The sequence below is a fragment of the uncultured Aquimarina sp. genome (genome assembly GCF_947492115.1).
Classification (GTDB): domain Bacteria; phylum Bacteroidota; class Bacteroidia; order Flavobacteriales; family Flavobacteriaceae; genus Aquimarina.
This window is the reverse complement of the sequence record NZ_CANLMM010000003.1, coordinates 126,603-149,880: the sequence shown is the minus strand read 5'-3', so window position 1 is coordinate 149,880 and position 23,278 is coordinate 126,603. Positions and strand designations below refer to the sequence as shown.

Annotated in this window: 32 protein-coding genes; 20 read left to right on the top strand and 12 right to left on the bottom strand. The window is 31.6% G+C overall.

Annotated elements, in window-relative coordinates; translation table 11 throughout:
* Positions 1-627: 627 nt before the first annotated feature.
* The 11 genes from Q1A73_RS10220 to Q1A73_RS10170 all read left to right on the top strand — a co-directional run bounded on the left by Q1A73_RS10220 (position 628) and on the right by Q1A73_RS10170 (position 4,791).
* Entirely contained in the window at positions 628-819 is a 192-nt protein-coding gene (locus Q1A73_RS10220; RefSeq protein ID WP_299604974.1) for a hypothetical protein, read from the top strand.
* A gap of 44 nt (positions 820-863) precedes the next feature.
* Entirely contained in the window at positions 864-1,049 is a 186-nt protein-coding gene (locus tag Q1A73_RS10215; protein ID WP_299604973.1) for a bacteriocin, read from the top strand.
* A 77-nt stretch (positions 1,050-1,126) separates the two neighbouring features.
* Positions 1,127-1,294, top strand: a complete 168-nt coding sequence (locus Q1A73_RS10210) for a hypothetical protein (protein WP_299604972.1) — start codon at positions 1,127-1,129, stop codon at positions 1,292-1,294.
* A 357-nt stretch (positions 1,295-1,651) separates the two neighbouring features.
* A complete protein-coding gene (locus Q1A73_RS24585) occupies positions 1,652-1,957 on the top strand; it encodes a CPBP family glutamic-type intramembrane protease (RefSeq protein ID WP_366141449.1) in 306 nt (101 codons plus the stop codon).
* A gap of 160 nt (positions 1,958-2,117) precedes the next feature.
* Complete coding sequence (locus tag Q1A73_RS10200) at positions 2,118-2,294, top strand: hypothetical protein (protein ID WP_299604971.1); 177 nt, start codon at positions 2,118-2,120, stop codon at positions 2,292-2,294.
* Positions 2,295-2,365: 71 nt separating this feature from the next.
* A complete protein-coding gene (locus Q1A73_RS10195) occupies positions 2,366-2,590 on the top strand; it encodes a hypothetical protein (protein ID WP_299604970.1) in 225 nt (74 codons plus the stop codon).
* A 160-nt stretch (positions 2,591-2,750) separates the two neighbouring features.
* Positions 2,751-2,969 carry a hypothetical protein gene (locus tag Q1A73_RS10190; protein ID WP_299604969.1) on the top strand — a complete coding sequence of 73 codons (219 nt, stop codon included), beginning with the start codon at positions 2,751-2,753 and terminating at the stop codon, positions 2,967-2,969.
* 288 nt (positions 2,970-3,257) lie between these two features.
* The gene (locus Q1A73_RS10185) at positions 3,258-3,467 is read left to right on the top strand and encodes a hypothetical protein (protein WP_299604968.1); all 210 of its coding nucleotides are present in this window, start codon (positions 3,258-3,260) and stop codon (positions 3,465-3,467) included.
* A gap of 34 nt (positions 3,468-3,501) precedes the next feature.
* Positions 3,502-3,705 carry a hypothetical protein gene (locus tag Q1A73_RS10180; RefSeq protein WP_299604967.1) on the top strand — a complete coding sequence of 68 codons (204 nt, stop codon included), beginning with the start codon at positions 3,502-3,504 and terminating at the stop codon, positions 3,703-3,705.
* A gap of 122 nt (positions 3,706-3,827) precedes the next feature.
* Positions 3,828-4,283: a hypothetical protein gene (locus Q1A73_RS10175; protein ID WP_299604965.1), complete on the top strand. Its 456-nt coding sequence runs from the start codon at positions 3,828-3,830 to the stop codon at positions 4,281-4,283.
* 76 nt (positions 4,284-4,359) lie between these two features.
* On the top strand, positions 4,360-4,791 hold the full coding sequence (locus Q1A73_RS10170) for a regulatory protein RecX (protein WP_299604963.1): 432 nt from the start codon (positions 4,360-4,362) through the stop codon (positions 4,789-4,791).
* Positions 4,792-4,818: 27 nt separating this feature from the next.
* On the opposite strand, the gene Q1A73_RS10165 is transcribed toward Q1A73_RS10170, so the two are convergent.
* From Q1A73_RS10165 to Q1A73_RS10130, 8 genes are all read right to left on the bottom strand, one after another.
* Entirely contained in the window at positions 4,819-5,529 is a 711-nt protein-coding gene (locus Q1A73_RS10165; RefSeq protein WP_299604961.1) for a GLPGLI family protein, read from the bottom strand.
* 129 nt (positions 5,530-5,658) lie between these two features.
* The gene (locus Q1A73_RS10160) at positions 5,659-5,841 is read right to left on the bottom strand and encodes a hypothetical protein (RefSeq protein ID WP_299604959.1); all 183 of its coding nucleotides are present in this window, start codon (positions 5,839-5,841) and stop codon (positions 5,659-5,661) included.
* Positions 5,842-6,002: 161 nt separating this feature from the next.
* Positions 6,003-6,671: a hypothetical protein gene (locus Q1A73_RS10155; protein WP_299604944.1), complete on the bottom strand. Its 669-nt coding sequence runs from the start codon at positions 6,669-6,671 to the stop codon at positions 6,003-6,005.
* A gap of 187 nt (positions 6,672-6,858) precedes the next feature.
* Positions 6,859-7,722, bottom strand: coding sequence for a cupin-like domain-containing protein (locus Q1A73_RS10150; RefSeq protein WP_299604942.1), 864 nt, complete (start codon positions 7,720-7,722; stop codon positions 6,859-6,861).
* 54 nt (positions 7,723-7,776) lie between these two features.
* On the bottom strand, positions 7,777-8,880 hold the full coding sequence (gene bioB, locus Q1A73_RS10145; protein WP_299604940.1) for a biotin synthase BioB: 1,104 nt from the start codon (positions 8,878-8,880) through the stop codon (positions 7,777-7,779).
* Between the two features lie 111 nt (positions 8,881-8,991).
* Entirely contained in the window at positions 8,992-10,155 is a 1,164-nt protein-coding gene (locus tag Q1A73_RS10140; RefSeq protein WP_299606338.1) for a beta-ketoacyl synthase N-terminal-like domain-containing protein, read from the bottom strand.
* Positions 10,156-10,237: 82 nt separating this feature from the next.
* Positions 10,238-10,951: a LytTR family DNA-binding domain-containing protein gene (locus Q1A73_RS10135; RefSeq protein ID WP_299604938.1), complete on the bottom strand. Its 714-nt coding sequence runs from the start codon at positions 10,949-10,951 to the stop codon at positions 10,238-10,240.
* Positions 10,948-12,027 carry a histidine kinase gene (locus tag Q1A73_RS10130; protein WP_299604936.1) on the bottom strand — a complete coding sequence of 360 codons (1,080 nt, stop codon included), beginning with the start codon at positions 12,025-12,027 and terminating at the stop codon, positions 10,948-10,950. The genes Q1A73_RS10135 and Q1A73_RS10130 overlap by 4 nt, the downstream gene beginning before the upstream one ends.
* Before the next feature lie 207 nt (positions 12,028-12,234).
* Between Q1A73_RS10130 and Q1A73_RS10125 the strand changes: the two genes are divergently transcribed.
* From Q1A73_RS10125 to Q1A73_RS10115, 3 genes are all read left to right on the top strand, one after another.
* Positions 12,235-13,194 (top strand): hypothetical protein, encoded by a 960-nt coding sequence (locus tag Q1A73_RS10125; protein WP_299604934.1) that lies wholly within the window; start codon positions 12,235-12,237, stop codon positions 13,192-13,194.
* 62 nt (positions 13,195-13,256) lie between these two features.
* Positions 13,257-13,694: a cytochrome c oxidase assembly factor Coa1 family protein gene (locus Q1A73_RS10120; protein WP_299604932.1), complete on the top strand. Its 438-nt coding sequence runs from the start codon at positions 13,257-13,259 to the stop codon at positions 13,692-13,694.
* A gap of 16 nt (positions 13,695-13,710) precedes the next feature.
* Positions 13,711-14,733, top strand: a complete 1,023-nt coding sequence (locus Q1A73_RS10115) for a hypothetical protein (protein WP_299604930.1) — start codon at positions 13,711-13,713, stop codon at positions 14,731-14,733.
* Here the strand turns inward: Q1A73_RS10115 and bioA are convergent.
* From bioA to Q1A73_RS10100, 3 genes are read right to left on the bottom strand one after another with little or no spacing between them, the layout of a single operon-like run.
* On the bottom strand, positions 14,726-15,991 hold the full coding sequence (gene bioA, locus Q1A73_RS10110; protein WP_299604928.1) for an adenosylmethionine--8-amino-7-oxononanoate transaminase: 1,266 nt from the start codon (positions 15,989-15,991) through the stop codon (positions 14,726-14,728). The genes Q1A73_RS10115 and bioA overlap by 8 nt on opposite strands.
* Complete coding sequence (gene bioD, locus Q1A73_RS10105; RefSeq protein ID WP_299604926.1) at positions 15,988-16,620, bottom strand: dethiobiotin synthase; 633 nt, start codon at positions 16,618-16,620, stop codon at positions 15,988-15,990. The genes bioA and bioD overlap by 4 nt, the downstream gene beginning before the upstream one ends.
* Positions 16,621-16,644: 24 nt before the next feature.
* Positions 16,645-17,799 carry an 8-amino-7-oxononanoate synthase gene (locus tag Q1A73_RS10100; RefSeq protein ID WP_299604924.1) on the bottom strand — a complete coding sequence of 385 codons (1,155 nt, stop codon included), beginning with the start codon at positions 17,797-17,799 and terminating at the stop codon, positions 16,645-16,647.
* Positions 17,800-17,948: 149 nt separating this feature from the next.
* On the opposite strand from Q1A73_RS10100, the gene Q1A73_RS10095 reads away from it, so the two are divergent.
* The 5 genes from Q1A73_RS10095 (at position 17,949) to Q1A73_RS10075 (ending at position 21,229) form a co-directional block, all read left to right on the top strand.
* Positions 17,949-18,470: a DUF2975 domain-containing protein gene (locus Q1A73_RS10095; RefSeq protein WP_299604922.1), complete on the top strand. Its 522-nt coding sequence runs from the start codon at positions 17,949-17,951 to the stop codon at positions 18,468-18,470.
* A gap of 2 nt (positions 18,471-18,472) precedes the next feature.
* On the top strand, positions 18,473-18,991 hold the full coding sequence (locus tag Q1A73_RS10090) for a DUF2975 domain-containing protein (protein WP_299604920.1): 519 nt from the start codon (positions 18,473-18,475) through the stop codon (positions 18,989-18,991).
* A gap of 2 nt (positions 18,992-18,993) precedes the next feature.
* Entirely contained in the window at positions 18,994-19,200 is a 207-nt protein-coding gene (locus Q1A73_RS10085; protein WP_219010780.1) for a helix-turn-helix transcriptional regulator, read from the top strand.
* A gap of 124 nt (positions 19,201-19,324) precedes the next feature.
* Entirely contained in the window at positions 19,325-20,638 is a 1,314-nt protein-coding gene (locus tag Q1A73_RS10080; RefSeq protein WP_299604916.1) for a metallophosphoesterase, read from the top strand.
* 48 nt (positions 20,639-20,686) lie between these two features.
* Positions 20,687-21,229 (top strand): GNAT family N-acetyltransferase, encoded by a 543-nt coding sequence (locus Q1A73_RS10075; RefSeq protein WP_299604914.1) that lies wholly within the window; start codon positions 20,687-20,689, stop codon positions 21,227-21,229.
* 113 nt (positions 21,230-21,342) lie between these two features.
* On the opposite strand, the gene Q1A73_RS10070 is transcribed toward Q1A73_RS10075, so the two are convergent.
* A complete protein-coding gene (locus Q1A73_RS10070) occupies positions 21,343-22,344 on the bottom strand; it encodes a hypothetical protein (protein ID WP_299604912.1) in 1,002 nt (333 codons plus the stop codon).
* A 311-nt stretch (positions 22,345-22,655) separates the two neighbouring features.
* Between Q1A73_RS10070 and Q1A73_RS10065 the strand changes: the two genes are divergently transcribed.
* Positions 22,656-23,270 (top strand): dual specificity protein phosphatase family protein, encoded by a 615-nt coding sequence (locus Q1A73_RS10065; RefSeq protein ID WP_299604910.1) that lies wholly within the window; start codon positions 22,656-22,658, stop codon positions 23,268-23,270.
* Positions 23,271-23,278: the final 8 nt, after the last annotated feature.

Here is a 23,278-nt window from a genome sequence, read left to right as displayed (position 1 = left end):
CACCCAAAACAAAGAATAGAACCCAAGCCGGAACAAAAAAAAGCTTAATGTAAATTTCTAACCTATAAAGAATAAAACACCACAGAGAAGATATATAGTAAAAGATAGGAGTCTCATATTCTTTAGGAAGATCGAAAAAAAGTAAAATAAAACTAGGGAATGTACTGAATAATAAAATAAAAATTGTTCCAATTATAGGGAAATCACCAATTTCTTCTAAGGTATTATATTTTTTCGATTTTATATCTGCAAATACCAACATCAATATGGTTTAATTATAAAGTTTGATAATTTTTTAAAATAAATAAAAATGATCCAAAAGAAATAATATAATACAAAGAAGAAATGTTTGTAAAAGATAGGGTTCAGACTTAGCAAAAAAGTAGTGTTTGGAATTCATTTTATTTTCTAGACAAAAAAGCTTCTTTAATTGATTCACTTTATTGAAGAAGAAAACAGCTTTCAATTTTCGCACAAAAAGAATCATATTAACAAAATTTAACATTTTTAAAAAGACACTCTCAATTAATGAGACTCCCTAAACCTACTTTTACATTGTCAAAGCGAAACAGGTGCACCAAACGAGTTTGACACAACATACAAATATTAATTATAAAAATAAATAAAATGACAAATTTAGAAACTTACGGAGTTCAGGAATTAAGCGTATTAGAAACTACTCAAATTGACGGAGGAGACGGGATCTTCACTGATATCCTTGATGCTTTAGAGAGAATCGACGCAGGATGGGATAGATTTAAAGAAAGACTAGCTGATGGATGGGATTCTTACGGAGAGTGTTCTTGTGGAGGAGAATAAAAAAATCATAATTATTAATAACAAATAAAATAAATATAAAAAACATGGAAAATTTAAATTCATTCAAAGGTTTAAGCGAAAAAGAATTAATCGAAATTAACGGTGGAGGTCTTGTAGAAGATATAGGATACGCAGCTCATGCAGTAGTTGACGGTGTATGTACAGCTGCAAACTGGGTAGCTGAGAAAGCTGAAGCTGCTTATGACGAAGTAATGAGCTGGTTTGACTAATTGATCATTCCATCAAGTTATAAACCTTCCCTTTTATAGGGAAGGTTTATATAATAACTTTCACAAAACATATCATTATGCAGGAACTAAAACTAGAAGAAATATACGTAATTATTGGAGGTAGTATATTTGATGATCTTATAGGAGATATGGATCCACTTGGAATTGCAGATGCTTTTGATGATTTTGTAGACCGATTGGTAGATGGATGGAATTCATACGGCGAATGCAGCTGTGAAGGATAGTTTTATATATACAATAGAGAAATAGATATGGGATGGATATCACTTACACATAAAAAAGAAACTTTTGACTTTGTGTACTTATTTATTATCGTAATGGGTTTTAATGTAGCATTTTTATTAGTAAAATACTATATTTTCGATAAACCCATTTTTGATGAAAGTGAACTTTCCTATTTTAATATAGGCACCTTTATCAGCTTTGTCTTTGTGATTCCAATCCTTGAAGAATTCTGTTTTAGAGGTATATTTATGTTACCGAAATCAAATTTTTATATCTACCCAACACTTATCAGTATTATCCTGTTTATCTGTATATTCATGAAATTTGATATAAAAAGTTATATACTCATATGTAGTATGATAACAATTGGAACCGTCTATCTAATTAGTACAACAGCAAGACACAAAATACATTTTATAATAGAGAATCATACGGTATTACTAATTGTGCTATCGGCTATCATATTTGCTGTTATTCACATCACTAATTACGATACTCGAGATCTAGAGACCTATCTAAAACTCGTCCCTAGACTTACGGGAGGACTGTATCTAGGATATATAGCATATAAATATGGAATCGGTAAATCCTATATGATGCATACTATTAATAATTTTATTCCTTTTATATACTTAGGCGTTATGCGCTGGGTGCTTCATTAATATCTCCCTGATCATCAAATCAAAAAGAGAATACCTCTAAACACAGGGATATTATCTATATCAATCATCTAATAGTAAAATATACACTTTTATGAAGAGAAGGTATACTTACATACATACGCCACCATACAAACAAACAATTTTAAAAATAAAGAAATCAATGAAAAATTTAGAAAACAGTAACATGGAAGAATTAACCCGAACAGAAATCATTACGATCCAAGGAGGCAACTGGTTTACAGACGCTTTAGATGCCCTTGAAGATTTGGTAGTAGATAAGATCCAAGAAGTTATCGATGAAGTAATAGATGATATTACTCGTTATAGAGAAGGATAAAAATCTTTTTATCAGCCTCGAAAATTGAGACTCGTTAACAATACTTTTACCTTATAATTAAAATAACAGCAATGAAAAATTTAGAAAACTTAAGGATAGTAGAACTGAATAACATAGAAATAGAAACAATAGATGGTGGAAATAACGGTTACTTATGGGCAATTAATAGTGAATCATCTGGTGGATCTTCCATAGGTTTCGCAGAATCAGTACAAATGAATATAGAAATTACTGTAGAATTATTTACGGAAGCTACCGAAGTTATTAAAGATACTTGGAATTCTATCTTCGGATAGTAGAGACAAACCTATCTTTTTAGAAAAATAGAGCTGAAATATCTTGTTGAGTATTTTGTCGAAACTGGCAAGTCCGTAAGGATGCAATATCAATCATCAAAAGAGCTCAAATAATAAGGCTCGCAAACAATACTTTTACCTTATAATTAAAATAATAGCAATGAAAAATTTAAAAAATTTAGGCGTAGTAGAATTGAATTATAAAGAAGTAACTACAACAGATGGCGGAAACCATGGTTATTTATGGGGAAGTGGCGGATCAAGTGGATCATCTGTAGATTTCGGAGAAGTAGTAGAAATAGCTGTTGATGCATTAACCGATGCCGCTGAAACTATTATAGATGGATTAGAAAGCGCGTGGGATTCTATCTTCGGATAGTAGAGACAAACCTATCTTTTTAGAAAATATAGCCAGGCATATTTGTTGAGTATTTTGTCGAACCTGGCAAGTCCGTATGGGCGCAACATCAATAAACAAAAGGTGAACTTAGTGAGTAAAGTTCACCTTTTGTATTTATCATATTTTTTTAAATACCTAAGAAGAAATTCTTTAAAAAAACAAACAAAAAATCAAGGGTCTCAAATAATGAGACTACAAGCTTATATTATTGTACTGTAAAAGCAATTGCACAGTATCATTTATTAAAATAAATTAAAACAGCACATCATGGAAAATTTAAACATTACTTTATTAAGTACACAAGAATTAGAAAATTACAACGGAGGAGCTATTTCACTACAAACCGGATCTAATGCTACAGTAGCAGAAATAGAAATTGTACCTTTTGGAGATCCAATAAATCGTTTTGACGATTTAATTACAGAAAATACTACTTCTGATTTCGAAACAGCAAATACTACAGGATTTAACTTTTAATCCATTAATAATTACATACTAAAATACATATCCGATGAAAAATTTAAAAAATCAAAAAATGGTAACATTAACAGCTTTAGAAATTAATACGATCAATGGTGGAACTCACAATCCAGGAGTAATGGATGATGGTAATGGAGGAGGATGTACTCAGATTCCTGGTTTTCCTGATCCAATTATCGTTATCGGACCATCTACAGGACCAACATTCCCTGATCCAGATACTATCTTCGGATAGTAGATAGCAGCTGACATTCTGCTTTAACTAAAATTCCTTCTATCACATGATAGAAGGAATTGCTATTCCCTGTTTATTTAAATTCTAACTGCCTATACTCTATGGAAAATAAACACCAAAAAATGCTATATGACATACTTAAAAATTTTGAAGGAATGTCTAAAATAGATAGTTTCAGTCTTATTCATAAAATCGAAGTTTTACTCTATTATACAAATGGTCCATTGAATCTCAATGAGGTAAAAAAAATTATCACTTCGGAAGTACAAAGTGAAGAAATTGATCCTTTTTATTTTAGTATTTTACCTAATGGAAAATTTTGTGAATTCATTGGAAGTAATGGAATCATCCATATTTATAAGGAGATAAATAGATTTTTACCTGACTGGCACATCTTTAACACCTATTACTTCAAAGCAAAACACTTGCCATTAGACCTTCAAAAGTTAAGTAGAAGAAATTTATTACAAAGTTTTGAAGGGAAACCCTATCAGAAGAAAATCAAAACCTTTTTACTAAAACACAAAGCGTCTAAAAAAGATCTGGTTACAAATAAAATGTTATTACTTAATATATAATTCTTGATTATGTATTTTTACGGCGATGTATCAAAAAACACCTGAATCTATTACCGTTACTGAAGCCATCAAAAAGATGGAACACTATTGCGCTTATCAAGATCGTTGCCATAAAGATATTTCGGAGAAATTATCAACCATGAAATTAATTCCCGAAGCAAAAGAAAAAATTATCCTTCATCTTATAGAACACAATTTTCTAAATGAAGAGCGATTTGCAAAGAGTTTTGCCAGAGGAAAATTTAGAATCAAAAAATGGGGGAAGCAGCGTATTACTAGAGAATTAAAGTTCAGGCAAATCTCTGAATACTGCATCAAAAAAGCACTACAAGAAATTCCAGAAAATGAATACCTGGAAACATTTCATAACATTGCAGAAAAAAAATTCGAATCCATCACCGTAACAGATAACTACAAAAAAAGAAAAAAACTAATTGATTATCTTCTCTATCGCGGTTGGGAAAATCAACTAGTTTTTGATAAGGTAACGGAATTATTGAATCAATAACCATAGGTATTATAAATGACTTAATCTTTACATTTTGGTTGTTGCATGTAATGTCATTTCCTTAATTTTCTTCTTTTCTACTACGGCAAAATCATTACGAGTCACTTTTTTTCCAATTGATAACTTTTGAAATTTTACAGGAGTGCTACCAATTTCTATATTTTCGGTAGTAAATGATTTGTATGGTGTATGCAACTCTAATATTAAACCTGGTAAACCTTGATATATGTAAGGACCATCCGAGATGGGAATTTCTACTGTATACCAAGCCTCTATAGATCTTCCATGAAACTGACCTAAAGCTTTTTTACAATTATATCCACCCACTTTTTTACGATCGTTTGTCAATTCCCATTGAATTTCAGGAAGTACATCTGATATTAAATATTCATCTTCCAAAATACTTGTTTCTTCTAAATAAGTATTACTCTTTAAATTCTTGAATACCTTACTTTTCTTTGATCGTATGGAAATAACTTTGATATTATTCTGAACCTCAGCAGTAGCCATTTGTTCAGTAGCTTCATAAAGGGACTGCTTATTATATGCAGTCAATACAAATTTTCCAGAAGCTTTCAGTTGAGATTTAATTTTAGCTTTTAATAATGGATCTTTAATTTTTTTAAGCTTGCTTTCAATATTCTTACTTTCTATATAGGTCACCTCGTATGTCTGACTTGTTATAGTAGAAGTTATGAAAAATATAAAAATGAAACTTAAATTATGTATGATTTTCATTTGTATAATTTTTTTATAATTATCAAACCTATCTGCTAAGTTGTTAGAAGGTTTGTGGAATTTATATAAAGCTATAAGACTACTTACAATACCTATAAGTAGTCTTAAAACATGTCAAAAGAATTTAAACTAGCATTCAAAAACTGCTATCAGAACCTCGGTATCAGTTTCTATAATTAAGATACAGATATCTTCTTCCTCAACTGTTTGTTCTACATAAGTTTCATTTTCAATGGCATTAAGCTCAGTAGCAGCAGTTGTCATAAAAAAGGTAGAAAACAAGAATGCAAATGCGAAAAATAAGTTTTTCATGATTTTAAAAGTTTTAAAAGTTAATATTATCTGAAAAAAATCAGAGTTAAGATGATTTGCACAAATCTTAGACTAAGCTACAATAGAGGATATTTAATTTGCATACATTTTCCTTTACAAAAAGTAAGGTTCTGCGATAAAAAAAGGAAGGTTAGCAACTCCTATATGATTCCTAAATCTGAGGCTTTTTCAATTAATAGTTTTTGATTTTTCGCTTCCACCTTAAGTAAATCTCTTAATCTTCTCTTTCGTTTTTCGATTCCAGCCAGAGATAATGGAACTATTTTTACCAGATCTTTTGTTTTAACACCTTTGGATAGGTTATGAAGAATACTACGGTCTATATCGTCTATATCAAGGCGTAACTGTAACTGAAGTTGTAAAATTTGTATGATAGAAGAACTATAGTATTTATTACCATTTATGATATTATGTATTGCTTGAAAAAGAATATCTGGATCTACTTCTGATTTTAATAAAAAACCTTCGGGATTTATCTTCTTAATATAATTGTAGATTTTATATCGGTCGGTAGTTTTAGTTACAATTAAAACCTTAGTTCGATGTGAGATTTTTTTAATTTTAAGAAGAAAATTTTCGATCAAACTATTGGCTATCGTTATTTTGCTAGTAAGATTAAATTCTATCAAAACAACATCCCAACGATTCATATTTGAAGCTTTTTTAAACCAGCTATCATTTATTTCTTCAATAACCTGAACGGAGAAAGAATAAGACGATTTAGAGGAATTAGCTAGAATACTTTTATATCCCTCCACTAATATTTGATTACTATCAATAATCAACACTTCCAAAATTTGTTTGCCCATAATATAACCTATCTTAAATTTTAAAGTTTTGGTAGAACAGGTCAATCAAGGAAATAAAAGAGGTATTTTCCCTCTTAAAACTATTAAAAAAAAGGTCGGAAAAAAATATTTTAACGTAGTGTTATGAGCTGATAATCAGATATTACGGAAATACCTTATTTAAAAAAAGGAAAGTATGTAAAAGAGTTTATTTCAACAACGAATTTGTTCTACTGATTGCTTTATTATTTTTATAATCCATCCATTTTTGACCTTTTCTGCTTCGCATAAAATTATCAAAATGGCGCATAAAAAACACATTATAAGTAGCTTGCATAAAATTACTTAGCTTTTTAGGCACAGAGCGAATACTCATAGAAAAACCAGGAGTCAGATATGTCATATGATGCCAATAACCTTCTGGCATGTATAGTGTTTCTCCATGACTTAAGTATGTAATATATCCTTTCGCCTTCTTAAGAGCAGGCCATTTTTCAAAATCTGGATTCGAAAAATCAATTTCTTGATGAGATATCAATGCATGTGGTACCTTATACATATATTTCGTTTCGGAAGGAGGAAACAAAATACATTGTTTTTCTCCATGAAAATGAAAGTGGAATATATTGGCAAGGTCGATATCATAATGCATAAACACTTTAGAGCCTCCTCCTCCAAAAAATAAGAAAGGCATCTTTTTCAGGAATTTTAATCCAATCTTTGGATATTTAAAATCCTTCTGAAGCGCAGGTACTTCTTTTAATAAATTGTATAGGAAAATTCTATAGTTGGTAGGCTTTTTCTTTAATAAATCTACATAAGCACTCATTTTCATGCTAGCATGAGGTTCATTAAATTTAAACTCAGAATTGATAGGTCTATCATCAAAAAGTGGCACCTCTTTATCTCCAGCAACTTCATTTATATAATCTAAATTCCATTTCTGAAAAGCAGGCCAGTCTTCGATTAAACGTTCAATTACCACAGGTTTCTGAGGTATAAAATAATCTCTCAAAAACTCTTCTTTCGTAATCGTTTTTACCCTTGATATTTCCTCTAAATTTAACCCCATTAACTAAGAAATAATTCTAATTTCTTGATTTTCAAAGTTAATCAACTTTACAAATTATTTATTGAGTAGCGCTTCTTTTCCTTTTTGCTTCGCTAGTTCATTTTTTTCTATAACATGATCAGGTCTAGACCATTTAGGTTTTTCACCTTTAGCTTCAAATTTAGAATCTTCGGCTTCTACAGTTTCTGGTTGTGCCTTTTTTACAAAAGGTTTTTGTGGGTTTAAACCTAACTTCTTAAACATCTCCATATCTTCATTAACATCTGGATTTGGAGTCGTAAGCAACTTATCGCCTGCAAATATCGAGTTTGCTCCTGCAAAAAAGCACATAGCCTGTCCTTCTCTACTCATTTCTGTCCTTCCTGCAGAAAGTCTTACTTGTGTTTGTGGCATTACAATTCTGGTAGTAGCTACCATTCTAATCATATCCCAAATCTCTACTGGTTTTTGATCTTCCATAGGAGTTCCATCAACGGCTACCAATGCATTAATCGGCACAGACTCTGGTTGTGGATTTAACTTTGCCAAAGCTACCAGCATTCCGGCACGATCTTCAGTCTTTTCTCCCATTCCTATAATTCCTCCACTACAAACCGTAACGTTAGTTTTACGAACATTATCAATAGTTTGCAAACGGTCCTCATAACCTCTGGTAGAAATTACTTCCTTATAATACTCTTCTGAAGTATCTAAGTTATGATTGTACGCGTACAAACCAGCTTCTGCTAATCGTTGTGCCTGATTTTCTGTAATCATACCAAGCGTACAACAAACTTCCATCTCCAGTTTATTAATAGTTCTAACCATTTCGAGAACATTATCAAATTCTGGACCATCTTTCACATTTCTCCAAGCTGCGCCCATACAAACTCTGGAACTTCCTGAAGCTTTAGCACGCAATGCTTGTGCTTTTACTTGTTGCACACTCATTAAATCATTCCCCTCAATATCGGTATGGTATCTAGCCGCCTGTGGACAGTACCCGCAATCCTCTGGACATCCACCAGTTTTAATAGATAACAAGGTAGAAACCTGAACCGTATTAGGATCATGATATTCTCTATGTACAGAAGCTGCCTCATAAAGCAGTTCCATTAGTGGCTTATTATATATTTCTAGAATTTCTTCTGATGTCCAATCGTGTCTAATAACGCTCATAAATCAATGGTATGTGAATTTTCAAAAGTAATTGTTTAAAATCAAAAAACACAAATTAGCTTTATCAAATTCGAGAGTTTTAATAACAATCTATTGTTGATTATTGTTCTTTTATGATGGAAGTTCTACTAAAATACTTACTGCATTTCCTCCAAATCCTACAGCATTCACAATAATCTTATTCAATTTTTGAGGAATTCCTATATTCTTTACAAAAGGGACTGGAATAAATTCCTGATGTTTCATCATCAGCATAGCCAATTCCAAACTTAGAATCCCACTAGCTCCAAAAGTGTGACCTATTTTCCATTTGTTTGTGGTCATTGCTGGAATATGTTTCCCAAATACTTGCTTAATCGCATTGAATTCTGCTTGATCTCCTTTTATAGTTCCAGGAGCATGCAATACAATAGCATCTACTTCTTTTACATCGGTATTTCCTAATGCCATTTTCATAGATTTTTGAAAACAATCTGCATCTGTAGATATAGATATGTTATGAGTTAAGGTCTCGGTAGCATACCCAATTCCAGTAATTAACGCTTGTGCATTTTTAGTACGTCCTTTTTCTAAACAAGCAATACCAGCTCCTTCTCCTAAAAACATCGAATTTCTGGATTTATCCCAATTCATTGCCTGACAAGGATACGCTACTGTATCCGCAGCCGCATAAATCTTCAGTGCTTTCATCTGAGCAATGGTAAATGGTGTTAACGGCGCTTCACTTCCTCCTACCAAAAACTTATCACTCAGCCCAGATTGCAACCATGCGATTCCATTTAATATAGAATGTAAGGCGGTAGAACAGGTTATCGAATGACTGATATCTGGACCTGTAGCACCTAAATCCTGTACAATCCAGGAAGATATATTGCCTAAAGTAGTAGTTGGAGAACTTAGCGTAGAAGACTGATTACTTCTTAAAAATTCTTCATGATATTTTTCAAAAAGACCCGTTGCTCCTCTAGAGGAACCTACATTTACTCCAAAATTAGCATCATCTTTCCAGCCAGCCTCTTTTATAGCGTTTCTAGAAGCGAATAATGCAAATAATACAGAATCATCCAACGATGCATAGCTAGAATTTTCCTTCCTAAGTGTTTCTATTGCTGCTCTGGATGCTACATCTAATCTGGCAATTGGTGCCAGATTTCCCTCCATATCTTCAAAAGTAATACAATGAGAAGATTCCTTATATAACTTCCATATTTCTTTCGAGGAGATACCTAAAGGAGAAATAGATGAAATTCCGGTTATGGATACTGGATTTTGCAATTCGTAATTTTTGGGCAAATGTAGGGGTTTGTTCTGGTATGTTCAATAGTAAAATTATAATTGATAATTATCAGATAGCATACTATTTCTTTATTTTTAGATAAGAATACACCTTTTCCTTATAGCTAACCCCAATTGGAATTTCGATCACGCCTAAATCTATATCATTTTGGGTATAGGCGGTAATTTTGTTTGTATTAATTATAAAGGATCTATGAACTCTCAAGAATGGGTTATTTTGTAATTTTTCTTCAAAATCACTGATCTTATATTTTGTTTGTATTTCTTTTTCACCAATATGAATTTTAACATAATCTCTCAAACTCTCGATATACGTAATTTCATCTAATTTAATTTTATGATACTTACTCCCTGATTTAATTACTAAAGGTTCTTCTGAGGTAATAGTTTTATCTCTCAATGACAAAGGCTCTTTGTGCTCGCTTCTAAAATAACGTTCTACCGCTCTAAAAAATCTCTGAAAGGTAATGGGTTTGAGCAAATAGTCTAGAATATCGAGATCATATCCCTCTAGCGCATATTCTCTATAAGCCGTAGTAATGATGGTCTTATGTGGCGTTTTTAGCGTTTTTAAAAATTCTAAACCTGTGATATTTGGCATCTTTATATCTAAAAACAACAAATCGATTTGCTGTTGTTTTAATATTTCCATTGCCTTTATTGCATTATTACAAGCAGCAACAACTTCCAAAGAATCTATTTTAGCAATATGATTCTCGAGTAAGCGTATTGCTAAAGGTTCATCATCCACGAGTAAACACCTAATCTTCATCATATTTTTATTTTTAGCGCTACCGAAAATAAACCATCTTTATTATTTATTATGTTCAGATCATATTGATCCGTATACAATAAATCCAGTTGTTTTGTAATATTTGCTAGTCCTATTTTGGTTTGTCTATCTTCTGTTGGAATCGTTCCTACGGTATTAGAAATATTAAATATAAATAATCTCTTTTCATATGCCACAAATATTTCAATTCGTGGAGAACCACTATCCTCTCCAGCTCCATGTTTAAAAGCATTTTCCACAAGCGAAAGCAGAATAAGTGGTGCTATTTTAATATCTTCTTCAATATGTTTATCAAATGTAACTTCTAATCGATCATCATATCTCAGCTTTTCTAATGCAATATAATTCTCTAACATCGTAACCTCTGATACCAACGAAGTGTATCTTTCTGTGCATCGATACAAAATATAATCCAAAATCTCTGACAGTTTTTCTATCGAATACGCAGTTTTATCAGACTTTTCCAATGCCAGAACATAAATATTATTCAAAGTGTTGAATAAAAAGTGAGGGTTTAATTGTGCCTTTAGCAGCTTTAATTCGGTTGCTACCTTTTCTTTATCCGCTTTTAATGCTATTTGCTTGGTGTTCGTGTAATGCAGGAAAAACTTCAAAAAAAGGAAACCAAAAACAACACTATAAATATGAGGAACATACTTTAAAACGAGATGCTTCCATTGTGTCATAATCTGCCATATGGATTCTTGCGGAAAAGGCGGCGTTCTTGTTAAACCTTCTGACAGGTATACGATAAGAATTCTTCCCAAAACACTAGTAAAATATACACTAACAACAAATAATAAGATGTAAACAAACTTTCTGTTGGAAAGAGCATATTTTGGGATCAAATAATATCCTAAAAAGTAAGAAGCAATCATTTGTGGGATCAAATAACATAATTGTCTAACAAAAGAAGTATATAAAGAATAGAGATCCAATACCCTATCTCTGGTCGTAAATGCAAAAACGATAACACTCCAAAAAATCAAATGCTTAACCCATTTCTTTTTTTGTACTTGAAATACAATTTCTTCGATCCAAATCTTATCTATCAACATATCCTCTAAAATAACTAATGTAAGGATATCTACGATTCATAGTCGACAAACTATAGTTAAAAACAGATGAATTTTCAGATTTAAATGACAAATGTTTTTTATCCATTAAAAAAGCATAAACACATGCTTTACAAATGTATCTATCGACATGCTAAATTAAGAACCTCTTTATTTTCAATTTTTGACAAAACAAAAATTTATATCAAAATGAAACAAGTCACATACATACTGGTTTTAATGGTTTTATTCCTATTTACTATCCAAGCTTACAATCAAGAAAGCAACATTATTATCAATGAAGGTTCTGGAGCATTTACATTGCATGGAGGCAAAGGAAATGAGCATAAAAAAATTACTATTCATTATTATAAACCTAAAGGATTTAATGCTTCTTCTGAAGTCTTGCTCGTTATTCCAGGATCGGGAAGAAATGGAGATAGCTACAGAGATAGTTGGATAGAAGAATCCGAAAAATATAATATACTTATCCTCTCACCAAGTTATCCAGAAACAGCATATCCTTATGAAGATTATCATTTGGGTGGAGTAGTGGCAGATGTTAATACTCGAGAGAGTATCACATTTATAAAAAATACTAACCAAGTTTTTCTAGACGAAGAAAAGACTTCAATACAACTAAATTTAGACAACGCTAGCTGGATATATGAAGATTTTGACAGAATATTTGAGTCTGCTATAAAAGCATTAAATGGATCACAAAGAGGTTATGATATATTTGGTCATTCTGCTGGTGGACAAATTTTACACCGATTTGCAATTCTTCATACCAATTCTAAAGCAAAAAGAATCATTGCTGCCAATGCTGGAAGCTACACCTTACCCGATTTTGAAACAAAATTTCCCTTCGGTATTGAAGACCTTAACCTATCTATTGAAAATCTCAAAAAATCCTTTGCACAACAACTAACGATTTTTGTGGGTGAGCTAGATAATGAAAATGAAAAAGGAGGAATTCTTTTACGTTCTAAAACAGTAGACAAGCAAGGGTTACATAGACTTGCCAGAGCGCGTTATTTTTACAAAACTGCTAAAACCCAAGCTACCAAAATGAATTGCAAATTTAACTGGACTCTAAAAGTGATTCCAAATGTTGGCCACCATATGAGAAAAATGGGAAATGCAGCAGGAATTTATTTATACGAGTAAATTTCTTGTAACAAAACCTTTGGAATTGATACTTATATAGTGATCTTAAAATACACTATATAATGGAAATTCAGACAGCAAAAAAAAGTTGGTTTAGTAGAAATTGGCCATGGGTTGTTCCTGTAGGAGGATGCCTAACGATCATCGTCATATTTTTTGTCTTTTTAGGCTCTGTAATTTTCGGTGTTTCTCAAGCATTTACAAATTCTGGTCCCTACAAGGATGCACTTGCCAAAGCTCAAGAAGACGATTATATTGTCGAAATGCTTGGAGAACCTATAGAAACTAATGGTATTATGAACGGAAGCTTAAAGTTTGAAAACGATGAGGGTTCGGTCGATATTTCTATACCTATAAAAGGTCCAGATGGAGAAGCAAGAGTGTATATCGTAGGAACCAAAAAAGATGATACTTGGACATATTCCGAATTATATGTCATCCTAGATGAAACCAATGAGCAAGTTGACTTGCTATGGGGAAAAGAGAATAATGAAAATTAACTAAAAACGTATCATTATGACTGGCAATCTTAGTTTAAAAGAAACCTTACTAGTATTTGGACTACCCTTATGTATATTAGTTTCTTTAGCATTATTTGCCAGTTCAGATATAGCATTATCTAATTCTCTTATTTCTAAGAGTATTACATTAGACTTGATAATTACTATTCCCTTTATTCATTGGGTCTTAATTCGGAAAAAAGATATTTCTAAGTTTTCGGTGCTTTCTTTTTTCGTAATAGGTATCCTTATTGCTTCTTTTGTTATTCCAGAAGAAAATCAATCCTATATCTCCTTTATCAAGAATTGGATATTACCTTTTATCGAGTTGGGAATCGTTACTGCTATTCTCCTCAAAATTCGAAAAACCATTCAGGTGTATAGGCTCACTAAAAATAGTTCACCAGATTTTTTTACAATCCTTAAAAAGACTTGTTCAGATGTTTTTCCTAAAAAAATATCAGAGGTATTAGCAATGGAAATTGCTGTGTTTTATTACGGATTCATTTCCTGGAAAAAGAAAACTCCAAGAGAAAATGAATACACTTATCATAAAGATGGTAACTCTATTAGTATTTTCATAGGTATTCTTATGATCGTCATTATAGAGACTTTTGTTTTACATAAAATGATATTAAAATCGAATCCTTCTATTGCATGGATAGTAGGAATAATGAGTGTTTATTCTTTTGTTCAGATATTTGGTTTTGTTAAATCAATAACCAAAAGACCTATAACTATAGATGGAGAAATACTACATATCCGATATGGAATAATGAGTGAAGTAATTATTCCCATATCTGATATTGACACCATTGAATTTTCTTCTTCTTCAACTGTTTTTGATAAAGAAACCAGAAGATTATCTCCTTTGGGAGAACTAGATCCTCATAATATGCTTATTAGATTAAAAAAGCAATCAACAGGAACTAAAATAGGACTCTATGGAATAAAACGTAACTTTAAAGCTATAGCATTCCATGTTGATCAAAAGAACCAATTTAAAGATGATCTAGAACAATTGATGCTGTCTAAATAGTCTCCAATAGTTCGGTAATCGTTTTATAAATTTTGCCTAACTGTTGCTCCGAAATCACGTAAGGTGGTAAGATATAAATCGTTTTTCCTAACGGTCGTAAGCACACTCCGTTTTGCATAAAATGATCAAAGATTTCATATCTCTTTTTACCATATCGATCCATTTCAATGTTTAAATCCAAAGCATAAATAACTCCTTTTTGTCGTGTGCTTTTTATTTTTGGATGATTTTTTATAAGATCATTAAATTCTTGATGGGACTTAATGATTCTAGCAATATTTTCCTGAATATCTTTTGTACTTAGCAGATCAATTCCAGCAATTGCAACGGAGCATGCAATTGGGTTAGCAGAATACGTATGCGCATGAAAAAATGCTTTGCCAATAGAATCATCCAGAAATGCATTATATATCTCTTGGGTACAACTTGTTACCGCCATAGGCACAAAACCAGCTGTTAACGCTTTGGACATAGAAATGATATCTGGTTTTGTCTCCATATATTCTGATGCAAAGTTTTTTCCTGTTTTTCCAAAACCAGTCATTACTTCGTCTGCAATGGTAATAATCTTGTTCTCTTTGCAAATTTTAAGAATCGGATCTAAGTATTTTTCTTCGAACATATGCATTGCATTTGCCCCTTGAACCAATGGCTCATAAATAAAAGCAGCAACTGCATTGTCATCAATAATTTGACGTAGTGTTTTTATGACTCTATCAAAATTATCTTTAGTAGGAGTAGGGATTCTTCGAACATCAATAAAGAAATCCTCAAAAGGACCATTATAAACTGATAAGCCCGAAGCAGACATTGCTCCAAAGGTATCGCCATGAAATCCATCTTCAAAAGCGATAATAATATTACGTTTTTCTCCTTTATTAAAATGATATTGCAATGCCATTTTAATACCTACTTCATTAGCAGTAGATCCATTATCGGAGAAAAATATTTTTTCCTGATTATCTGGTAATATTTGTATTAACTTTTCAGATAGTTCTATGGCTGGTTCATGGGTAAAACCTGCAAAAACTATTTGATCTAATGTATGCATCTGTTTGTTGACTCTTTCCAAAATAAAAGAATTACAATGACCATACATCGCCGTATACCACGAGGCAATTCCATCTATATATTCATTACCATTATCGTCATACAACAAAGCACCTTCTGCTTTTACAATAGGAAGCGCATCTGGATGGATTTTATGCTGTGTAAGCGGATGCCAAAGATGTTTTTTATCTCTTTGTTTTAAGTTCATAAAGCTTCTAATTGATCTTTAAATAAGGATGCATACTCCTTCACTACCATTTTATCAAAATAAGGTTCATTATCAATTCTACCGATAACTTTAGCTCCTGTCATTTTTTGGATAATACTTTCGGTAGTTACATGCTCATCTCCGCTAAAAATAATTACAGGATCAAATCCTTTCTCCTGAAGTAATTTAATAGTTAACAAAGTGTGATTGATACTCCCCAAATAATGTCTAGACACTACGACAACCTTACAATCAGGATCAATAATATCCAAGATTGTAGCTTGCTCATTTAATGGAACCAATAGACCTCCTGCTCCTTCGATAATGATATCGTTTTCAGTGTCAGGAATGTTAATATGTTCTATATCTATAGTTACACCATCAATTTCTGCAGCTGCATGAGGACTCATTGGCGTGTTTAATGCATAGCTATTTTTATGAAAAGTTGATTTAGAATTTGAAACTAGTTCTTTTACTTTATCGGTATCAGAATATGATAAATCTCCTGCCTGAACCGGTTTAAAATAATCTGCTTGTAATGCTTCTACTACAATAGCAGATACCACAGTTTTACCTACATCTGTTCCTATTCCTGTAATAAATATTTTTTCTCGTTTTTTCTCCTTCATACCAGACCCTTAATTTGTCCTTTTTTAATTTTTGACAAAGGTAGCTAACAGTTGTAAAACTTCTGCTATTTCTTCTTGCGTATTATAACTGTGTAAACAAAATCGTAATCGTTCTTTTCCTTCAGGAACTGTTGGAGATAAAATAGGTTTTACATCAAAACCTTGGTTATGTATTTTCGAGGCTATAGCTTTTACTTTTTCATTTTCAGAAATGATACAACAATGTATGGCAGAATCACTTTTAATAAAATATTTTTCTAATCCTATCGATTCTAGCTGCTCATTAAAAAACTGAATGATCCTACGAAGTTTCTTGATTTTAGTTGTTGCGCCTAGTTCTTTGTATGAAGACTGAATAGTGGCAATTGAATGCGGCGGCAAACCCGTGGTATAAATAAAACTCCTAGCAAAGTTTACCAGATATTGTCTCAATGCTAAAGATCCTAAAATAACCGCTCCATGACAACCTATTGCTTTACCAAAGGTATGAATACGTGCAAAGACTTTTTCTTCGAGTTTTAACTCCTGAATTAAACCTGCACCATTATTTCCAAACACACCTGTTGCATGAGCTTCATCTACAACAAAATAACAATCATTGGTTTCACATAATTGAGAAAAAGCTTCTAAATCTGGAACATCTCCATCCATAGAAAAAACCGATTCTGTTACTACATATATTTCCTGACTTTCATTAGATAAAGATCTTATTGATGTGATCCTTTTTTCTAGATCAATGTAATCATTATGCTTAAATTTATACGATTTCGCATTACTCATTATAATTCCGTCTCGGATAGAAGCATGAATGAGCTCATCATATAAAATTATATCACCTCGTTGTGGAATCGAAGAGAAAAAACCAATATTTGCATCGTATCCTGAATTAAAAATCAAAGCAGACGGTGCATTATGAAAATTAGCTAGTATTTCTTCAGTTTCGTTATATAAAGTATGATTTCCCGAAAGCAAACGTGAACCTGTTGCTCCATTCTCATGTATATCACGCTCAACTAATAACTGATGAGCATGATCAAAAATAACCTTGGAAGAAGAAAAACCTATATAATCATTAGATGAAAAATCAACTAAATTATTCTTAAAACCTAATACACGTAAAGCATCTTTCTCTTCTCTTTCCTGAAGCTTTTTATGAAGTTTTTTTGGTATTCCTTGCATACCGCTAAAATACAACAAAATGGAACTTACAACAGCAGTCAAAAGTTATAATCATGATTTCAAAAACAACAATTAAATATTCTTTTTTGATAAAAAATTATTGAAAAACAATAATTTTTGTATATTTGTTATCGTTAAACGATAATTTTATGAAGACGAAACAAATTATTACATTGATTAAAATTGCTTCTTGGGTCATATTTATTGGACTATGCATACAACTTGGAGCAATTCTTCTTTCTGGAATCATAAGCCTTTTCGGAAATCCGGAAGCATCAAATAATCTTTATTTAGGTTTAGATCTATCAGAACTCTATGAATTTTCCAAAAAATATTACTTACATGTTTTATCTCTACTCATAACGGTAACCTCATTGAAAGCATACTTATTCTATCTAGTAATCAAAATTTTTATGAAAATTGATTTTGATCAACCCTTTACCAAAACTATAGCATCTATAATTTCATCAATTAGCTATGTTGCGTTATGGGCAGGTTTGATAGCTTATTTAGCAAATGGTTATTGTAAATGGTTATTAAAGAAAGGAGCCGTATTTAGTTTAGATTGGGGGAATTCAGAATTTCTATTCATGGCGGGAATTATATTCATTATAGCTTTCATATTCAAAAGAGGTGTACAAATTCAATTAGAAAACGATTTAACGATATAGCTATGAGTATAAAAATGTTTGGAAAAAAATCGTTATCTACTATATTATTTTATAGTACTCGATTAATCATGTTCGGATATGGAATATTTTTGTTATTGATCATCATATCTTTGGTAAGCAATAATTTTGTTATCACTGAAACTAATGAGCTTCAGATTCATATTCCTTTTACAGGTTCTATGATTAAAGGAGCCTTTGATCCGTTCACATTCATTGGTGTTTTCTGTTTCCTTATTTTCTACGCTTCTTTTTTCTTGGTATTATCTTTCATTTTTAAAACATTTAGTGCTGAGAAACTTTTTACACAAGAAGCTATAAAATATTTAAAGTGGTTTACCATAATAAATCTAATCATACCTTTAGCATATGTGATAATAGGATTTTTAATAAATAATACTATCACACTAGATGATGTTACTCCTGCACTATTACATATTGGACTAGGAATCTTTGCAACATTTATCGCTACCATATTTAAACAAGGCTTTATTTTACAAGAAGAAAACGAATTAACAATATAACTATGCCAATAATCATTAATCTTGATGTCATGCTTGCCAAGCGAAAAATGAAGAGTAAGGAATTGGCAGAAAAAATAGGTATTACCACTGCAAATCTCTCTATTTTGAAATCAGGTAAAGCAAAAGCTATCCGATTTTCTACACTTGAAGCGATTTGTAAAGAACTGGATTGTCAACCAGCAGATATTCTGGAATATGTAGAAAATTAAAAAACATTTAGCTAGGCTCATCACCTTAATTTCTTAGCTGTAATTCATGGATACAGCACTCAATTTTGCAATGATATACATCACTGCACTGATATTTTATTGTCTAATTTTAATCAATCATCAAATGAAAAAAAAGAAAAAATGGAAGTTATATCTTCTATATCCAATACTTACAATTTGTACCATAATGTTACTAATTATTGGGTACAAATTGAATCAAAGCACCGTTACGTTAACCGAAAATGGAATTTATAAAACCCTACATATACCTATTAAGAATAAGTTTATAGATATTAATGTAAATCTTGCTGGAGCGGCAGATCAACTAAAATTTGAATCCGATTTTATACAAGGCCCTATTGTGAGTTATACTAATAACGAAACCCTTCAGGTAGCATGGTATAACGCAGGGAAAAATCATGAAAAAATTTATGACGCTAACATTAAGAGTTTTTCTATTCATACTGAAGATGAGAAACATGATTTTATCTTACCAGAAATCGATACTCCTCCAACAGTAATACAAACCACGCCTAACAAAGTAGCATTTATAAGCGATGTTCATGGTGATTTCGAATACATGAATAATGTATTATTTAACTTGAATGTAATCGATTCGTTAGGTAACTGGAATTTTGATACTAATCATCTGGTTATAGCTGGAGATATGGTAGATCGAGGAACTTCGGTAGATCAAGTACTTTGGAAAATTGTATTACTTTCTGAACAAGCTAAACAAGCAGGAGGAATGGTACATTATATTATTGGAAACCATGAGCAATATATCCTTAAAGGGAATTTTAGTAGGGTACACCCAAAAAACTTATATGCTACTCAGCAAATGATGCCTTTTTCAAAAGCGTATTCAAATAAAACTTATTTAGGAAAATGGCTACGAACAAGACCAGTATTACTTAAAATTGGAAATACACTCGTTACACATGGTGGAGTAAGCCCTGAAACTGTAGTGAAAAAATACACAGTTCAACAAATAAACCAAGCCATGTGGGACTACTGGAATGAAAAATCTATAGATGAGGACCTAAAGGAAATCATTTTGGGAAAAACCGGAGTTACACAATATAGAGGATACATTAGAGCCAATGATGAAGTTAAAAAAGCATCAAAGAATCAGGTACAACAGGTTCTTGAATATTATGACGCTTCTAGAGTAATCGTAGGACATACAAATGTTGATTCCATCACCCCTTTATTTAAAGGTAAAGTATACGATATTAATGCAATAGAAACCTCTCCTCAAGCATTACTATTAGAGAATAGCGAACCTAAAGTCATTAATATTGGTCTAGTAAAAGAAGAGAAAACCTATAAAACATATCATAGAGATTTTTCATTATCAAAAGCAAATGATCTAAAAATGATCGCTTTAACTATACATAGTATCATAAAACTTTCGATGATTCCTCACCCCTATTAAATTTAAATTATGAACAAAAAAAGATCAGAATAAGCGTATCTTCATATAATGAAAAATATACGATATACAACTTCTTCCAGCGACATAGAATTAGAACAAATTCTTTTACTTCAGCAAAGTAATTTATCTGAATCTATTACTCTAGACGAAAAACAAAATGAGGGTTTTGTCACTGTAAGACATGATTTTGATATTCTTAAAAAAATGAACCTCCAACAACCGCATATCATTGCCAAACACAATGATCAGGTTGTTGGATATGCATTATGCATGACCAAAGATTTTGGTAATGATATTGAAGTTCTCAAACCCATGTTTACAAAAATCGATACTTTGATTGAGCCAAGAATTAACTACATTGTCATGGGACAAGTATGTGTTGACAAAGCATATAGAAGACAAGGAATATTCCGAGGTCTTTATCAAAAAATGAAATCCTCCTTACAAGAAAAATATTCCTTGCTAATAACTGAAGTTGCTTCGAACAATCACAGATCATTAGAAGCACATCGTGCAATTGGTTTTAAGGATTTAATCGTTTATCAGGCTGATACTATGCAGTGGCATATCATCAGTTGGGACTGGACATGATTTTCCTTACATAATAAAACTGATTGAACTTTTTAAAACCATCTTAATTTTAAATACAAAAAAGGAGTTAAACACATGGTATAACTCCTCTTTTTATAGGTCTTTTAAGAAAATTACTCTATCCCGAGATACGGATTGTAAATATAAGTTTTACTAAAGTTTCCTAATCCATTAAAATACTCATCAACTAAATGAGCAGGGTAATATGCAATACCTCCTGCTAATAGTCCCTGATTACCTCCATCATCTTTATCATCCCAGTTCCAGGGTGCATTGGCAGATCCACTACCGTATGATTTTTGAAATGATTTGGCATTACTAAAAAGGTTTGTATTAAAACGTTGATCCCACATACCACCGTTTTCAAATATATTCACCAATTTATATTTTACATTCCTATCATAAATATCAGATGGATGTTCGCTAGTGGTTTTACTAGGAAAATATACTACATAATCACTCCCTCCAGGTTGTTGTTTAGCATGTGCTTTGATACCATGACCCTTTGCCTCTGCAGAAGTTTTAAATCTAGTAATTCCATTATGATTTTGAGTAGTTAAAGTACCATCTATATCTTCACTCCCATTGGTTAATCCAGAGTTTGAAGCTTTATAAGAATAAAAATCAGAATGAAATATGGTTACAGCACCAATTGCTGTACCGTAGGTAGAGTTGTCTTTTTTTACAACTGTAAGAACACCTTCAAGATCATTTTCATGCTCATCAAAATGATACAAAAACCAAATATCTGTCCAGTCCCTTGGATGAAAAAATGCATAGGTAATAAAATAGTGCGTACTTGTCTCTACAACGGAATAATATCCAACTGCATTTCCTTTTCTAGAGGAATTGGCAATGTTGTCCCAATTATTTTTTGCATTTAGATCACCATCAAAATCATAAGCAGTGATGTAATCCGCTTTTCCGCTTAAACCATGAGAACCCGTTCTATCTACATCTTGATAGTGTACAGGTGCATGTTGATAAGCTAAATCTAAATAGAAACTAGAATTTTTATTCTCAGACACATCCTCCTCAAAAACATAAATATCCTCATTTGATTCGCATGCACATAATGTGAGTACTATAATAAAAAGTGTAATAATTTTTTTCATTTTAAATGATTTATAAGTTAGTTAAGCATCTAAAATTATAGTTTTCCTCAACGCTTTTTATTACCTGTAGATTAATTAATTTTTAACTAAACTGTTCTTCCCTACAAAAACACTTATTGATTGGTTTTAAAATTACAAAACACTAACAACCAATTATTTAAATCAAATTTTGTTATTAAAAAGTTATCATAAAAAATCAATTTTTAGGCAATTGTTTATGAATCATTATTAAATTATTAGGGTTGTCTTTATTCCTATTTTTAGGTCTTTTGATTCTTTAACTTCGTAAATGAAATTTAAAAAACACAGTAATGAAAACAACCAAAAAGTTTATTTTTTCTTTGTTATCTATTGCTATTGTATTTACCACTCTGTATGTTTATCATGTACACTTTAATTATAGGTTTACAGAGGTAACATCTGGAAAGGTATATAGATCTGCGGCGATTCCTGCTGATAAAATTGAGAGTTATCTAAACAAATATGGTATAAGAACTGTTATTGACTTAAGAATTGGAGCTGTTATAGATCCTCTAAATCCTAGTCTTACCAATGATATTACTAGAGAGCATGACATTATAGAAACCATAGATAATGTAACACATATTAATATTCCATCTCACCAAATACCTAGTAAGGAAAATTTAGAACAGTTTTTTGATGTTTTAGATAAGGATATATCCTATCCAATATTGATTCATTGTCATCATGGAACTGGTAGAGCGGTTTTATACACAGCTTTGTACCGTATTGAATATGAAGGCTTTTCTAATGAAGAAGCTAGAAAAAAAACTGTCTTCCCAGTACTTCTAAGTTCCTTTGATAATGGGACACCTAAAGGAGAGTGGTTAAAAGCCTATGAAATAAGAAGAACGAATGAATATGCATCATCAGAAGTTGTATCGGAAAACAATTCATCTCAATAATTGATTCT